We start from the raw sequence: 13,824 nt of genomic DNA on the forward strand, positions 1-13,824 counted from the left end.
GCAATCATGACAGTTTCATAACTGCTTGGTGACAGTTTGATTGAAGTTGTTTTGCTTAATGACGTAGGACTTTAAATGTCAATTTTATAAAGGGCACTGAGTTAACTGGCAAACCACATAGCCCAATGAAACTGATAGAATAGCTCTTTATAGTCTTTTCCCTAACCTAGAATGATCTTGTTATTTTTCAAGACGTGGATATTGTGTCAGCAAGTTCGTGCATGCCTTGAACATGCCCATATTACTTGCCAAAAAGCTAGCCGCCAAGAGAGAACGCTTTTTAGCAAACTAATATTTGAATTTTAGTTATGGCAGAAGCAATAACAGGATAAACCTATGATTATTACAGTAATTGGCAGCGGTTATGTGGGCCTCGTTTCTGGTGCATGTTTTGCCGATTTTGGGCACCAAGTGATTTGCGTTGATAAAGCAGAAGATAAAATAGCCAAGTTGAATAACGGCGTTATTCCTATTTTTGAGCCCGGCCTTGAGGACTTGGTGGCAAACAACACAAGTGCTGGAAGGCTGAGCTTTACAACTGACCTTGCCAGCTCTGTTGCGCTAGCTGACGTTGTGTTTATTGCTGTTGGCACACCCTCGCGGCGCGGCGATGGCCATGCGGACTTAAGCTATGTTTATGAGGCCTCTAAAGAAATTGCGGCTGCATTGCAGGGCTATACTGTTGTTGTAACCAAATCGACCGTACCAGTTGGCACTGGCGATGAAGTGGCGCGTATCATTCGTGAAACCAACAAAAGCGCTGACTTTGATGTGGTTTCCAACCCCGAGTTTTTAAGGGAAGGCGCTGCCATTGATGACTTCAAGCGCCCAGACCGCATTGTTGTGGGCACGGAAAGCAAGCGCGCACAAGAGGTTATGACTGAAGTCTATCGGCCACTCTATTTAAACCAATCACCTATTGTGTTTACTGCCAGACGGACATCGGAGCTCATTAAGTATGCTGCCAATGCATTTTTGGCGATGAAAATTACTTTTATCAATGAACTGGCGGATTTAAGCGAGGCCGTTGGCGCGAACGTACAAGATGTGGCGCGGGGAATTGGCCTTGATAACCGTATTGGCAGCAAGTTTTTGCATGCTGGCCCCGGTTATGGCGGCTCATGCTTTCCCAAAGATACTTTGGCATTGGTGAAAACTGCCCAAGATTATTCTTCGCCCATACGCCTGATAGAAGCGACATGTGCTGTGAACGATCAGCGGAAACGCTCCATGGCGAAGAAGGTCATTGATAGCCTTAACGGAGATGTACGCGGTAAGAAAATTGCTATTTTGGGACTGACTTTCAAACCCAATACGGATGATATGCGCGACAGCCCTGCCCTTTCGATTGTTCAGGCTTTGCAAGATGTTGGCGCGGATATTCATGCTTTTGACCCCGAAGGTATGCCGAGCGCCGCTACACTTATGGATAATGTTCATTTTGGTGATGATGCCTATTCTATTGCTGAAGGTGCCCATGCCTTGGTGATTGTTACCGAGTGGAATGCCTTCCGCGCACTGGATTTTTCGCGTTTGAAGCAAACAATGGCGCAACCTGTACTGGTGGATTTGCGCAATATTTACCGTCGGGAAGAGCTGGAAAAACATGGGTTTAGTTACAAATGTGTTGGAAGGCCGGAGCAAGAGATTAGCTAGGATAGCAGGTCAGTACTTTTTGTACTGGCCTTTTTTACCGGGAGTTTAATATGTTGGATTTGCTTGAAAAGGAATATGTTAGTGCCCCTAGGCTAGAAACCGAGCGGTTGATTTTACGGGCGCATACAAAAGACGATTACTTGGCTATACACGAAATGTGGAGCGAAGAAGCCGTTTATAAATACATAAGCGGTACGCCCCCTACAATGACCGAGAGTTGGCTGCGGTTGCTGCGTTATTCCGGCCATTGGCAGCTTATGGGTTTTGGTGGTTTTGCCGTTGAGCTGCGCGAAAACGGGCGCTACATTGGCGAGGTTGGCGTTTCTACCTACAAACGCAATATGGGTGGGGATTTTGACCAATTGCCTGAGGCGGGCTGGATACTCCACCCCGATTACCACGGAAATGGCTATGCCTTCGAGGCAATGAGTGCCGTTCTGGATTTTGCAGCATCAAAGCTAGGGTTTTCCAAGAGTGTTTGTATGGTGGATGATGACAATGCCGCATCCAACCGGCTGGCGAACCGCTTGGGCTATGTGGCCTATAAGCAGGCCACATACAAAGACACGCCCGTAACATTGTATATGCGAACGTAATGAAAGCCTAAGAAAAATCGCGGGAGAGCCCTTTTTTATTCAGCTCTTGCAAGTAGTTATGCCAGTTATGCTCGTGTTCTTTATGTAGCTCATGCAGGTACTGCCAAGTGTAGATACCGGTGACGTGCAGATCGTCGAAGAACAGTTTAATGGCATAATTACCAACGGGTTTCACATCGATAATTTCTACATTGCGTTTGCCATACTGAGTTTTACGCTGGTCTGGCGCGTGGCCCTGCACTTCGGCCGATGGTGAAAAAACGCGCAAATATTCTGCGGAGAGCTCAATCACCTCATCATTTTTGTATTTTATTTTCAGCGCCCTACGGTTTTCCAACAGGCGGATTTCGGCTGGCCAAACCTGTTCATCTTCCATTGCTTGTAGCGTTGCCATTGATGCAGCTCCTTTTTGCTAGACAGCTCTTTTCATCACTGTTTGTAGCTATATTGACAGCTTATTCAACCACTGAGCCTTGATGCCTACAAATACTTATGCCCGCCCTATATAAGGGGTATATACTTAGTTATGTCCGACAGGATGTCGCAGGGTGCTTGTAGATTTATGCAAAAGTGATAGGTTTTGGAAAAATAAATATTTTAGATTGTTTCAGCATTTATTGCAGATGTGATAAATGCTGAAGATCTTGGTGGCAAATACAGCCCATAGTTGTTCAGGAGTATGGAATGCCTGCAAACACACATAGCGTTACACCAGCAAACAACAACGGATTGGTTGACGCTTTTGGCCGCACAATCAACTATTTGCGGGTTTCGGTTACGGATCGCTGTGATTTTCGCTGTGTTTATTGCATGGCCGAGAATATGAGCTTTTTGCCAAAGTCGGAAGTTTTAACACTGGAAGAACTTGACCGGCTGTGCACTGCATTTATTGAAAAAGGGGTTCATAAACTCAGGCTTACCGGCGGTGAGCCATTGGTTCGCAAGAACATTATGGGCTTTATTCGCGGTATGTCGCGCCACCTTGAAAGCGGTGCATTGCGTGAGCTGGCGATAACCACCAATGGCTCGCAGCTACACCGTTTTGCCGAAGAATTGTATGATTGCGGTGTCCGGCGCATTAACGTTTCGTTAGACACTCTGGATGCTGACAAGTTCAAGCACATCACCCGCTGGGGGGATTTAAACAAGGTAATGCGCGGCATTGAAGCGGCACAAAAAGCGGGATTAAAGATTAAAATCAACGCTGTAGCTGTAAAAGGCTTTAATGATGGCGAAATTGCCGATTTGCTGCGCTGGTGTCATAGCCATGAATACGGCCTCACCTTGATTGAAACCATGCCCATGGGCGAGATTGACGGAGATCGTGCTGACCAGTATTTGCCCCTTAGCCAAGTGCGGCAAACCTTAAGCGAGCAGTTTACCCTTGAGGATTTGAGCGAGCGTACCGGCGGGCCGGCGCGCTATATGCTTGTGAAAGAAACCGGTGGTAAGCTGGGCTTTATTACCCCAATGAGCCATAATTTTTGTGAGGATTGTAACCGCGTGCGCCTGACCTGTACGGGCCAGCTTTATATGTGCCTCGGGCAAGAGGGCAAGGTGGATTTACGTGCGGCGCTGCGCAATAGCGAGGGCCCGTTTGCGCTGGATACGGCGATTGCAACCGCTATTGCCAACAAGCCGAAGGGGCATGATTTTGTGATTGACCGCGAACAAACCCAGATATCTGTTGGGCGGCATATGAGCATGACGGGCGGCTAAGAAGCTTAGAAAGAGCTTATTTTGTAAAGAGAAGCCCGGCTTACGCCGGGCTTTATTTTATGTTGTAGGCGGTGTAGGCTTAGTTGAGCCATCCATGATTTTCCCTATATAATCAAAACCCTTTTGGATGTGGCCTTGTAATGAACCAAATACGGCCAGAACAATAACACCCATTACACCGGCGATTAGAGCGTATTCAATGGCGGTGGCGCCAGACTCGTCTTGCAAAAACTTCTTCAACATAACTTTGTCTCCAGTTGAACCCAACATGTTGCCCAGTTTAGGGCTCCCCCAGATTATTTTGCTTGGGGTTGATTTGAGCAAACCGCAGCACAGTCAGCGTGGCAAGATGTAACCTAAAATAAATATTAGATATTATTTACAATTTACTAAATATATAATTGTATTTTACATAAATATATTAAGTAGTTGTAACTTAGCAATATTTACTATGGTTGCTATTTTATTAAAGTTTTAAATATTGTCGCAAATGTGTAAAAATATATATGCATGTGTTAGATTTAAATATTTCCAACGATGTTTTATCCTAGAAACCACTAGCTTTTATTGATTCCACCAAGTACCTAACCTTGGAATTACTTGTTTTACTGGAGAGCAGAAACCAATGCGGCTGGTGACAGAACATTATTTGGCAGGAGTTAAGCTAACACCCTCTTTGTTACATGGCGCTCACAAATGGGCTGAAACTGGCCGTAATGTCGGTTTTTAATGTTGCGAAAATGGCGATAAGAATTGTTGCCATAATCGCCGCAATCAATGCGTATTCAACTGCCGTTGCTGCCGATTTATCCTTACGAAACTTTTTAAGCATTTTTAACCCTATTGACGTCGGAACTATAAGTTGCACTAGGCACACATAAAGCAACCAATATGCAGTTAACGCAAGGGCCCGATTACCGCTTAATATTCGTAATTAAGCTGTAATCAGGCCCATTTAGGGAACATATTCTTATCTATTTGTAATTATTGGATATTTTATTGCCATTATTCCAATTAGCTTCCTAAGAGAAACTGTGTATAACCGCCAAAAGATGAATAATATCTAACAATTCACCTTTAAAGCGCCATTATGTGATTCCTATCACTTCTTACAGTTCGTAAAGATTCGCTTGAACATATTTATGGCTGCGCGGGAGCGTTGATGGCGGGCAATGAGCATATATTGATAGTGACCGCCAAGAGCCTGATTGTTGGTATCTTGCTTTTCGTAGAGGTTGTACATTTGCCTTGCTTTCTGTTTTTTTATTTGGCAACGCCAATTAGCAGGTCGTTTGCTTGAGTTGTTTTGATAGTAATTTCAGAAGGTTGTTCGTTTTTACGTTTGTGCTCGCGGTAAACCATATAGAGGCCAGAGCTAACAACGACGAGCATTCCAATGCCGGTAAGCCAATCTGGTTTGGTGCCCCAAACAACAACACCAATGCCTGTGGCCCATATGAGACCGGTGTAGCGCATGGGGGCTACTGCACACATATCGCCTGTTCTTGTGGCCAATATGGCAAAGAAATACGCCCCAATTAAGAACAGGGATAAAGCCCCCATCGGGTAAGCGTGGCTTTGGCTCACACTGACCCATTGTTCTTTAAGGCCCAAACCCCAACCCATTAGCGTTACAGCCAAGCAAACCACAAAACACACAGCGGTAGATGGCAGACCTTTGGGCATGGAACGGGTTACCAAATCACGCAGGGCCATGAAGAAAACAGCACCGAGCGCAAGCAATGCCCAGGCATCAAAGCCTTGCATACCGGGGCGGATAATAAGCATAACCCCTAGAAAACCCACAAAAATTGCAGACCAGCGCCGCCAGCCCACCTGCTCGCCATAAACTAGGGCGGCACCTGCTGTTACCATGAGCGGCATGGCCTGAAGCATGGCGGTGGCATTGGCGATCGGCATTTGTGTGAGTGCTGTCAGGTACATAAGCGAGCCGATGACCTCGAGAATAGAGCGCGCCAAAATGACCGGATGCAGCAGCTTGCGGCCAATTTTAAAATCACCCAGATACAGACAAATCAAGCCCATTATGGACGTGGTTATCAGGCCACGCAGGAATATAACCTGCCCTAAAGGCATTGATTGCGCTGTATATTTTAATGTTGCATCATTGAACATGAAAAAGGCTGTAGAAAGCAGCATGGCCACAATAGCGCGGCCATTTTCCCGGGCGAACATCTTTTTGTCTCCAAGAGATGAATAGAGCGATTACTTCAATTCGTCTTCGGGGCTACGCCAGAGTTTCGGAGCGTAGCTCCTTTATGATTTTTACAAGTTATATATAGCGATGTTTTGTTTTAGGTGTGAGGTGACAAGTTGCCACGATAGCGCTATTTACCGTGAAATATCATGGTATTAGTAAAAGTAGGCATACATGCACAGGTTCGGCGTTAAAGTGTGCAAATGTGATTAGAACGTGATGCAAAAGTGATGAACAGGTGGTGCAAAGCGGTTGAAGATTGTGCGTTGAGGCTCACAGTTTCTTAGCTTGTGCAGCTATGGAGACTGTGAGCCCGATGGTTGCCAACAATTATTCGAAGATGATTTTTGGCGCGGGCCGGGCCAGCTGGTCTTTACTCATGGCCAACATGGGCTGCAACTGGCGTGCAATTGCATTATAGCTCACCGCCTCTGGTGCTTTCGGGTTTGCCACCAGCACAGGCGTGCCGGCATCGGAATATTCACGCAGCTTCATGGAAAGCGGCACCTCGCCCAAGAACGGAACCGCCTGCTTGTCGGCTTCCTCTTTCGCGCCGCCCGTTGCGAAGATGTCGTGACGCTCACCACATGATGGGCAAACGAAGTGGGACATATTCTCCACCACCCCGAGGATTTTTATGCCCGTTTTTTCGAACATGGCGATGGCGCGGCGGGCATCGATCAAGGCCAAGTCTTGCGGTGTGGAAACCACAATCGCCCCGCTCAGCGGCACCCGTTGCGCCATGGTCAGTTGTACATCGCCTGTGCCCGGGGGCATGTCGATAATTAGCACATCCAATTCGCCCCAAGCCACTTCGCGCAGCATCTGGTTTAATGCCGAGGTTATCATAGGGCCACGCCAGATCATGGCCGCGCTATCATCGACCAGAAAGCCGATGGACATGAGCTTGATGCCATGGGCTTCGTGCGGGTTTATGATGTTATTCTCACCCACTGTGGGTGAACCGCTCACGCCCATTAGTTTTGGTAGTGACGGGCCGTAGATATCGGCATCCAATATACCGACTTTCAAACCCTGCGCACTTAATGCCAATGCCATATTGACCGAAGTGGTGGACTTACCCACCCCGCCCTTACCCGACGCAACGGCGATGATATGGCGCACACCCGGGATTGCGAGCGCATCTTTACTTTGACGCGGGGCTGCGGGGGCGGCAGCTTTTGGTTTTGACGGCATTGGCGGCTTTACCGGCGATTGACCCTTTTGCGCTTGCGCCGTTAATGCAACCAGTACTTGCCCGGCACCTGGCAGCACTGAAACAACCTTTTCGGCAGCGGCACGCATTCCTTCCAGCTGGGGGGCCAATTCCTGCGGGACTTCGATGGAAAAAATGACCTTATTATCCGTAATAAGCAGGTCTTTCACCAAGCCCAAGTCAACAATATTGCCTTGTTTTTGCGGACCCTTGACCTGCTTCAAGACTTCAAGCACCCGCGCTTGTGTGAGGGGTTCTTGTTGGGAGGAGTTTTTTTTATGCCCTTTAAACAAGTTTATCACGACCTGACCCTTTTAAAATATGCATTCCTCCCTGCCTAGCACATTGGCGGGGCAAGTTCAGCTGTTTGTGGCGTGGAAATGCACATTTGCCTATTCAAAAGCGGCGGTTTGGATGGCGGTTGATTGCTGCCATAGGACTTTGAGCGTCAACTGCCAATAACAATAGAGCGGGACAAAGCAAACGGTAAGATACAAGTGCGCGACTTGCTGAGTGAGCAACGAGGCCATTGCCAAGGACACTATAATATAGGCAAGACTTATAATCGCTGCGATGTTGCTTTGTCGCCTCACTTTTTTTGCAGCAAGCCATGTGAGTTGCAGTTTCTTGCGTTTGGTATGAACGTAGTGCGGAAAGGCCAGAAAGAGGCGAATGTGCACACTCACATAAAATAAGGTGAGTAAGGTTAGCAATACAAAAAACAACGGCGTTTGCAGCACAGAAACAGTGGGGAATAAATTCCCGAGTTCTATGAGTAGGAAAGTCATGACTACCATGATTAGATAGGAATAGATAAGGGCTTTTGTGCCCTCTCTTATAAAAATACCAATAAAGCTGCCCATGGCTTTGACGAGCGCATTTACAGAGAGCCGATCGCCTGCCAATTTTTGCTGCCATACTATAAAAAGTGATAGGGAAAGCAGTAAGCTTGCAACCGAGATAGGCAGCAACATCACATCGCTTTCCGGCAGTTTTTCGCCCCAATAATCCAGGCCCATGGCAAGCAGCGTGAGCGACCAGAGAAGCGGCGTTATTTTTTTTAGATTATCGCGATAAAGACAATAGGTGCGTAAAGCCATAGGAGCCCCAATATTATGTGGTGCTGATTTTTATGGCAACTTCTACTTACACGCAATAGTTGTGTTTAAAGAAAACCATCGGGATAGTCCTTAAACCGCTCTTCTCATCGCTTATTTAATTAGTTATTCGGCATTTTCCTGCAGTTTTTGAAAGTTCTCCTGCACATATTCAAAACACGCTTGCAGGAAAATGATGCATGCTGCCAATGCCATTATGTCAATCGAAAATGACAAGCCTTTGAACAACATCTTTGATAACGGACCAGCTGGAATACGTGTCCAGATAGCTTCAAAAACGAAATCACTGAATTTGGCTGCCAATAAACAAATTGCAGAGAACATGAAGAATACTGGCTTTATCTTCTCGCTCGCCATTAAAGCAAGTTGTATGGAACAGTTGCCTTTTGTAAAGTAGCTAGGCAGCAGTAATGCTACTCTGAGCAAATATGCACCAATAATTATAGTGACACAAAAAAATACGAGGTACAACATTGGCGGGATGGACTGCATTGGCCCTAATGCCTGCATCAGAATAAACATGATAGCAGTACTTATGAGTGCGATTAGCAAATGTGCCAAAATTACTTTTCCGAGACATAGTAAGTAACCAGCAATGCTTGATATTTTTTCACCGGAAACCTCTCGCATTAAATAATAGGCAGCCGTTATCATCAATAAAGTAGAAAATAAAATATACAGAATAATAGGATATACAGTAAAAATAGCCTGCAATTCTGCATCATAGAACATAATTTCCGACAAAAAACCTAGTGAACAAATACCAGCAACTATAAAATAAAATGCTTTTGACTGCCTCTTTAATACAATCATAAAAGAATTTATTATTTTTCTAAGATCTTGCATAAGTACCACTTCTCCAGATTATAATTTTAATCATTTCTTATTAGAAGTATAATTCTTATGCAAACTAAAAGTTGTGTGCTTAGCTTAGAAGCATAACTTTCACGGTAATCCCCCATTTGTAGCTGATTGCTCTGCAGCAAAACTGTTACTGAAAAAGTTGCCCGAGTGCCGGATGTGCACACAGATAAAGCCTGGGACAACAGCGCTTTGCGTAGGCAAATCGAGGAGAGCGGCACAGAAAACTGCTCTAATTAGGCTGTATTATTAAACTATTAAGTGGATAAACGGGTGCTTGTGGTCACATCATAAGCTCCCCTCTTCAATACTGTATCGAAGAGGGGCATTATTTATATTTTTGTCTCAGATTTACTTCTGCGTCAGATCGCCGAGAACTTCCCAACCATTTTCGACCAGGAATTTTGAAGAGGCGTCTGTCATACGTACAGCAACACTTTGCCTTCTATCCAACTCAATTTTTTTATCGGTTAGGTTACCAACGGCTTCACCATTTACGAATGAAGACAGGGCCTTGTAAACGACAGGTGAACGCAGGTCATTTTGCAGCTCGAAGGATACAATGCCGCCTTTTTCTGCCAAGTCGGAACCGTTGATAATATCGTCAAGCTTTTTCGCAAACCGATCGTAGTTTGCACCTCTTCTGAAAACAAGCACACGCTGGTTTTCGTTACTTGTTGCAGCGACCACAACAGCAAGAGGATTTTTAAAGGACATCTCTGTCGCTACTTTCACGTCACTGGCGCTCAATAATGGGATCTTGGCCATGAAGGTGATTTGCGAGTCCATACCCGAGCCTTTACCACAAGACTTGTAGGTCACATCCTCGAAAAACTTAGTCAGCACTGATTCAGCTTTGGATTGTAATTCACCGCACTTATCTTTGTTGAATGTACCTTCGCCGCGCAATTCTACAGGCACTGTGAGTGGCTTATCGCTGTTTACTTCAAAAACATCACCAGCATATAACTCTACCTTCGCCTCGTAGTCACAGGCAGCGGTAAACAATAAGAGTGGCACAACAGCAAATTTTAAAAGTTTCATTCCCTAAACTCCTGCGGGATAAATGATAAATCCTTTAACTATAGGTAAATATAGAAATCGATTATACAGATAACCATTAGAATACTATATAAGTGAATATTTCTAATGCTAAATACGCTCCTATCTACATTTAATAACTATAATTTTTAAAGGCAGTTCACCCTATAATCTTTATAGTACAATTAAAGTAGATTTTGTTCTTTTGCACAATTTATGGTTGTACTTTGATTTTCACCTACTGAACAAAAGTATTAATATTGAATTTCATTGAAAATGAGCGGGGATATTTTAATTAAATGCGACCAATTTCTTTCTTAAACCGATAGTCACTTTGCAGCCGCTTCATTGGGTAGTCATCGTTATTTTACAAAAAATTACTTCTCTTGAAAAATCATCACAAACTTGCAATATTTTTCAGCGATAAAATAAAAGACTCATCACGTAGAGTTTTATTTTGTCCAAAGCGCTAAATATTTACCAAATAGCGCATAGTACACCATATTCATGGGAGGCTGTTTTGACTTCTTTACTCCTATCACGCCGCAGCTTTATGGGTGGCCTTGCCGCCAGCGGTGCCGCTACGCTTATGCATCCTTATTCCGTACTTGCCTCTGAAAACAAAGCGCATTTACGCCTTATGGAAACAACCGATTTGCATGTGCATGTCATGCCCTACGATTATTACTCGGATCGACCAGTCGATACGGCCGGTTTGGCGCGCACTGCCAGCATCATCAACCGTATCCGCTCAAAAGCCACCAACACCATGCTGGTTGACAATGGTGACTTTTTGCAGGGCAACCCAATGGGCGATTATATTGCCTATGAGCGTGGCATGCATGATGGGGATGTACACCCTGTTATTAAAGGCATGAATGTGCTTGGCTTTGATGCGGCAACCCTTGGCAACCATGAATTCAACTACGGCCTTGATTTTATGGCCAAAGTTTTAAATGGTGCCAACTTCCCGTTTGTTTGTGCCAACCTGGTTAAAGGGCAGTTAGGTAGTAACGGACGCAAGGATAGCTTATTCTTGAAGCCCTACGTGATTGTCGAGAAGCAAATCAAAGATGGTAGTGGGAAGGTTTCGCCTATTAAAGTGGGCTTTATCGGCTTTGTACCGCCTCAGATCATGAATTGGGACGCGCGTCATCTCACCGGCAAAGTCAATGCCCGTGACATTGTTGATGCGGCCAAGGCCTGGGTGCCTGTGATGAAAGAGGAAGGCTGCGATATTGTTGTTGCTCTTTCACACTCCGGTATTACCGGCGGCAACCATGTGGAGGGCATGGAAAACGCCTCGCTACAACTGGCAGCCGTTGATGGCATTGATGCGCTGTTCACCGGTCACCAACACCTTGTGTTCCCCGGTCCTGCATTTGCCGGTATAGAAGGCGTTGACGTTGCCAAAGGCACACTGCACGGCAAGCCTGCTGCCATGGGTGGTTTTTGGGGCTCTAACCTTGGTGTGATTGACCTGATGGTTGAGCGTGATGGCAATAACGGTTGGAAAATTGCCAGCTTCTCTACCGAAGTGCCTGCCATTTATAAAAAGGATGGCCGCAAGAAAATTCCATTGGTTGAGAGTGATCTAAAAGTGGAAGCTGCAGTGGCTGAAGACCACAAAGCCACACTGGCCTATATCCGCCGTCCGGTTGGCGAAACCTCGGCTCCGCTGTATTCATATTTCGCACTTGTTGCTGATGATCCATCGGTGCAAATCGTCTCAAAAGCACAGACTTGGTATATTAAAGACATGCTGAAAGGCGGCGAATATGCCGACTTGCCTGTGCTTTCTGCCGCGGCACCATTTAAAGCCGGAGGTCGCGGTGGACCGGACTATTACACCGATGTGGCAAAAGGTGCCATTGCCATTAAGAACGTTGCGGACCTTTACCTTTACCCCAACACAGTACGTGCTGTGAAGATCAAGGGCAAAGACGTGAAAGAGTGGCTGGAACGCTCTGCCGGTATCTTCAACCAAGTCAAACCGGGTGTTGCGGACCAACCTTTGATCAACAACAAGTTCCCGAGCTATAACTTTGATGTTATGGACGGGGTTAGCTATGATATTGATTTAAGCCAGCCTTCCAAATTTGACCCTAAGGGTGAGTTGATTAACAAAGATGCCAACCGCATTGTTAATTTACAATTCGAAGGCAAACCAATTGACCCTGAACAGGACTTTATTGTGGCCACCAACAATTACCGTGCCGGTGGTGGCGGCAAGTTCCCGGGTATTAATTCCGACGTTGTGGTTTATGTGGCTCCGGACACCAACCGCGATGTGATTGTGCGCTATATCGTTGAGCAAGGCACAATTAACCCTTCTGCCGATGCCAATTGGCACTTCAAAAAACTTGCCAACACCAGCGTGTTGTTTGAGACCGGCCCTGCTGGCAAGAAATACATGAAGGACGTGAAGGGCGTGGACATTGAAGAAGCAGGTGACGGCAAAGACGGCTTTGCCGCCTATCGAATTGCTCTTTAATTTCTAGCTAGACGATTTGAAACTGTGAGCGGGGCCAATTGGCTCCGCTTTTATTTCAATGTTAAAAATACCCTAGTTTACCTTGAGTGAATAACTTCAGGTTTTAACGGATGCGTTTAGAAACTGCTGAGAGCTGATGGTCATAGTAATGCCAGCAATGGAGAAAGCTATGACCACACAAATGTTTCTTGCAGCCCGCCTGCACTGGCCGGCGCTGCATTATTCAATAGACGATAAGCTGGAGGCCATTCGCGCACAGCTGCAACAGGCCTATAGTGAACTGGATTTAACCGGGGCGTGCTTTTTGGCCGATGAAATGGTGTACATGCTGCTGGAGGGGCCGTTTGGTCATGTTCAGCATTTATTCGGGCATGCGCTAGGCGATAAGCGAATCAGCCAATTACGGGTCGTTGCACGTGAGGACAAGGCTTTTCGGCTATTTGCCCACCAGCCATTACAGCTTTGCGATTTACGCGAGAGCGCGCGGTGTAACCTTGCGCCCAGTTACTGGCCGTTGGCTGAGTCGTCAACAAACGTGCATGGTGATGATCTCAAAGAGGCTTTTACCTTGCTCTCGTTACAAATGGAGCAATTTTTGTTCACAGAACGCCATGCCTTAATCTAGGCAATATGATGGTGCAGCTATGGCGTAAATGCGGCAAGTAATTGGGTATACTGATAAAGTTTCCATTGGTAAAATACCTATAAAATGTAGCGGTTATTTGTATTAGATTATTGTTTTAATATAAGAAATTTGGGCTCTTGCTATTAGAGCAAAAATTGACCATTGGTTCATAATCTCCTCGCTTGCCTTTAGAGAATGAGCGCAAAAGAGCCAGTACATGTGGCCACAAATGCCTTTTTATGCAGGGCATTCGAGTTTGGCCGGAATATTTAAGGGAATG

Annotated in this window: 14 protein-coding genes; 5 read left to right on the forward strand and 9 right to left on the reverse strand. The window is 45.7% G+C overall.

All coding sequences use genetic code 11. The annotated features are described in order from the left end of the window. Nucleotides 1–336: 336 nt before the first annotated feature. Together AYK67_RS03025 and AYK67_RS03030 are read left to right on the forward strand one after the other, a co-directional pair. Complete coding sequence (locus tag AYK67_RS03025) at nt 337–1,656, forward strand: UDP-glucose dehydrogenase family protein (protein WP_068082114.1); 1,320 nt, start codon at nt 337–339, stop codon at nt 1,654–1,656. 50 nt (nt 1,657–1,706) lie between these two features. Continuing rightward, nucleotides 1,707–2,252, forward strand: a complete 546-nt coding sequence (locus tag AYK67_RS03030; RefSeq protein WP_068082117.1) for a GNAT family N-acetyltransferase — start codon at nt 1,707–1,709, stop codon at nt 2,250–2,252. A 7-nt stretch (nt 2,253–2,259) separates the two neighbouring features. Here the strand turns inward: AYK67_RS03030 and AYK67_RS03035 are convergent, their stop codons facing one another. Next, complete coding sequence (locus AYK67_RS03035; RefSeq protein ID WP_244266868.1) at nt 2,260–2,646, reverse strand: gamma-butyrobetaine hydroxylase family protein; 387 nt, start codon at nt 2,644–2,646, stop codon at nt 2,260–2,262. Nucleotides 2,647–2,936: 290 nt separating this feature from the next. Here AYK67_RS03035 and moaA point away from each other — a divergent pair, with 290 nt between their 5' ends. After that, complete coding sequence (moaA, locus tag AYK67_RS03040) at nt 2,937–3,971, forward strand: GTP 3',8-cyclase MoaA (protein WP_068082119.1); 1,035 nt, start codon at nt 2,937–2,939, stop codon at nt 3,969–3,971. Between the two features lie 57 nt (nt 3,972–4,028). On the opposite strand, the gene AYK67_RS17655 is transcribed toward moaA, so the two are convergent. The 8 genes from AYK67_RS17655 to AYK67_RS03070 all read right to left on the reverse strand — a co-directional run bounded on the left by AYK67_RS17655 (nt 4,029) and on the right by AYK67_RS03070 (nt 10,428). Then, nucleotides 4,029–4,214, reverse strand: a complete 186-nt coding sequence (locus tag AYK67_RS17655) for a Flp family type IVb pilin (protein WP_068082122.1) — start codon at nt 4,212–4,214, stop codon at nt 4,029–4,031. Between the two features lie 436 nt (nt 4,215–4,650). Then, nucleotides 4,651–4,803, reverse strand: coding sequence for a Flp family type IVb pilin (locus AYK67_RS16840; RefSeq protein ID WP_082735604.1), 153 nt, complete (start codon nt 4,801–4,803; stop codon nt 4,651–4,653). Nucleotides 4,804–5,073: 270 nt separating this feature from the next. Then, a complete protein-coding gene (locus AYK67_RS17050; protein WP_156453028.1) occupies nt 5,074–5,214 on the reverse strand; it encodes a hypothetical protein in 141 nt (46 codons plus the stop codon). 20 nt (nt 5,215–5,234) lie between these two features. Beyond that, a complete protein-coding gene (locus AYK67_RS03050; protein WP_068082125.1) occupies nt 5,235–6,167 on the reverse strand; it encodes a DMT family transporter in 933 nt (310 codons plus the stop codon). Nucleotides 6,168–6,519: 352 nt separating this feature from the next. Then, nucleotides 6,520–7,698: an Mrp/NBP35 family ATP-binding protein gene (locus tag AYK67_RS03055; protein ID WP_068082236.1), complete on the reverse strand. Its 1,179-nt coding sequence runs from the start codon at nt 7,696–7,698 to the stop codon at nt 6,520–6,522. A 99-nt stretch (nt 7,699–7,797) separates the two neighbouring features. Continuing rightward, nucleotides 7,798–8,505, reverse strand: coding sequence for a hypothetical protein (locus AYK67_RS03060; RefSeq protein ID WP_068082128.1), 708 nt, complete (start codon nt 8,503–8,505; stop codon nt 7,798–7,800). A gap of 123 nt (nt 8,506–8,628) precedes the next feature. Further along, nucleotides 8,629–9,369 (reverse strand): hypothetical protein, encoded by a 741-nt coding sequence (locus tag AYK67_RS03065; protein WP_068082131.1) that lies wholly within the window; start codon nt 9,367–9,369, stop codon nt 8,629–8,631. 366 nt (nt 9,370–9,735) lie between these two features. Further along, a complete protein-coding gene (locus tag AYK67_RS03070; RefSeq protein ID WP_068082134.1) occupies nt 9,736–10,428 on the reverse strand; it encodes a DUF7424 family protein in 693 nt (230 codons plus the stop codon). Between the two features lie 550 nt (nt 10,429–10,978). Between AYK67_RS03070 and AYK67_RS03075 the strand changes: the two genes are divergently transcribed. Next, complete coding sequence (locus tag AYK67_RS03075) at nt 10,979–12,919, forward strand: bifunctional 2',3'-cyclic-nucleotide 2'-phosphodiesterase/3'-nucleotidase (protein WP_068082238.1); 1,941 nt, start codon at nt 10,979–10,981, stop codon at nt 12,917–12,919. Between the two features lie 169 nt (nt 12,920–13,088). Continuing rightward, nucleotides 13,089–13,544, forward strand: a complete 456-nt coding sequence (locus AYK67_RS03080; protein ID WP_068082136.1) for a BLUF domain-containing protein — start codon at nt 13,089–13,091, stop codon at nt 13,542–13,544. Nucleotides 13,545–13,824: the final 280 nt, after the last annotated feature.

Source organism: Polycladidibacter stylochi (assembly GCF_001562055.1).
Classification (GTDB): domain Bacteria; phylum Pseudomonadota; class Alphaproteobacteria; order Rhizobiales; family Stappiaceae; genus Pseudovibrio; species Pseudovibrio stylochi.

What these genes read in the sequence shown, in the direction of transcription:
- AYK67_RS03050 (WP_068082125.1), bottom strand. Translation starts at nt 6,167, where the DNA reads ATGTTCGCCCGGGAAAATGGCCGCGCTATTGTGGCCATGCTGCTTTCT.
- AYK67_RS03075 (WP_068082238.1), top strand. Translation starts at nt 10,979, where the DNA reads ATGGGTGGCCTTGCCGCCAGCGGTGCCGCTACGCTTATGCATCCTTAT.
- AYK67_RS03025 (WP_068082114.1), top strand. Translation starts at nt 337, where the DNA reads ATGATTATTACAGTAATTGGCAGCGGTTATGTGGGCCTCGTTTCTGGT.
- AYK67_RS17655 (WP_068082122.1), bottom strand. Translation starts at nt 4,214, where the DNA reads ATGTTGAAGAAGTTTTTGCAAGACGAGTCTGGCGCCACCGCCATTGAA.
- AYK67_RS03080 (WP_068082136.1), top strand. Translation starts at nt 13,089, where the DNA reads ATGACCACACAAATGTTTCTTGCAGCCCGCCTGCACTGGCCGGCGCTG.
- AYK67_RS16840 (WP_082735604.1), bottom strand. Translation starts at nt 4,803, where the DNA reads ATGCTTAAAAAGTTTCGTAAGGATAAATCGGCAGCAACGGCAGTTGAA.
- moaA (WP_068082119.1), top strand. Translation starts at nt 2,937, where the DNA reads ATGCCTGCAAACACACATAGCGTTACACCAGCAAACAACAACGGATTG.
- AYK67_RS03030 (WP_068082117.1), top strand. Translation starts at nt 1,707, where the DNA reads ATGTTGGATTTGCTTGAAAAGGAATATGTTAGTGCCCCTAGGCTAGAA.
- AYK67_RS03035 (WP_244266868.1), bottom strand. Translation starts at nt 2,646, where the DNA reads ATGGCAACGCTACAAGCAATGGAAGATGAACAGGTTTGGCCAGCCGAA.
- AYK67_RS03065 (WP_068082131.1), bottom strand. Translation starts at nt 9,369, where the DNA reads ATGCAAGATCTTAGAAAAATAATAAATTCTTTTATGATTGTATTAAAG.
- AYK67_RS17050 (WP_156453028.1), bottom strand. Translation starts at nt 5,214, where the DNA reads ATGTACAACCTCTACGAAAAGCAAGATACCAACAATCAGGCTCTTGGC.
- AYK67_RS03070 (WP_068082134.1), bottom strand. Translation starts at nt 10,428, where the DNA reads ATGAAACTTTTAAAATTTGCTGTTGTGCCACTCTTATTGTTTACCGCT.
- AYK67_RS03060 (WP_068082128.1), bottom strand. Translation starts at nt 8,505, where the DNA reads ATGGCTTTACGCACCTATTGTCTTTATCGCGATAATCTAAAAAAAATA.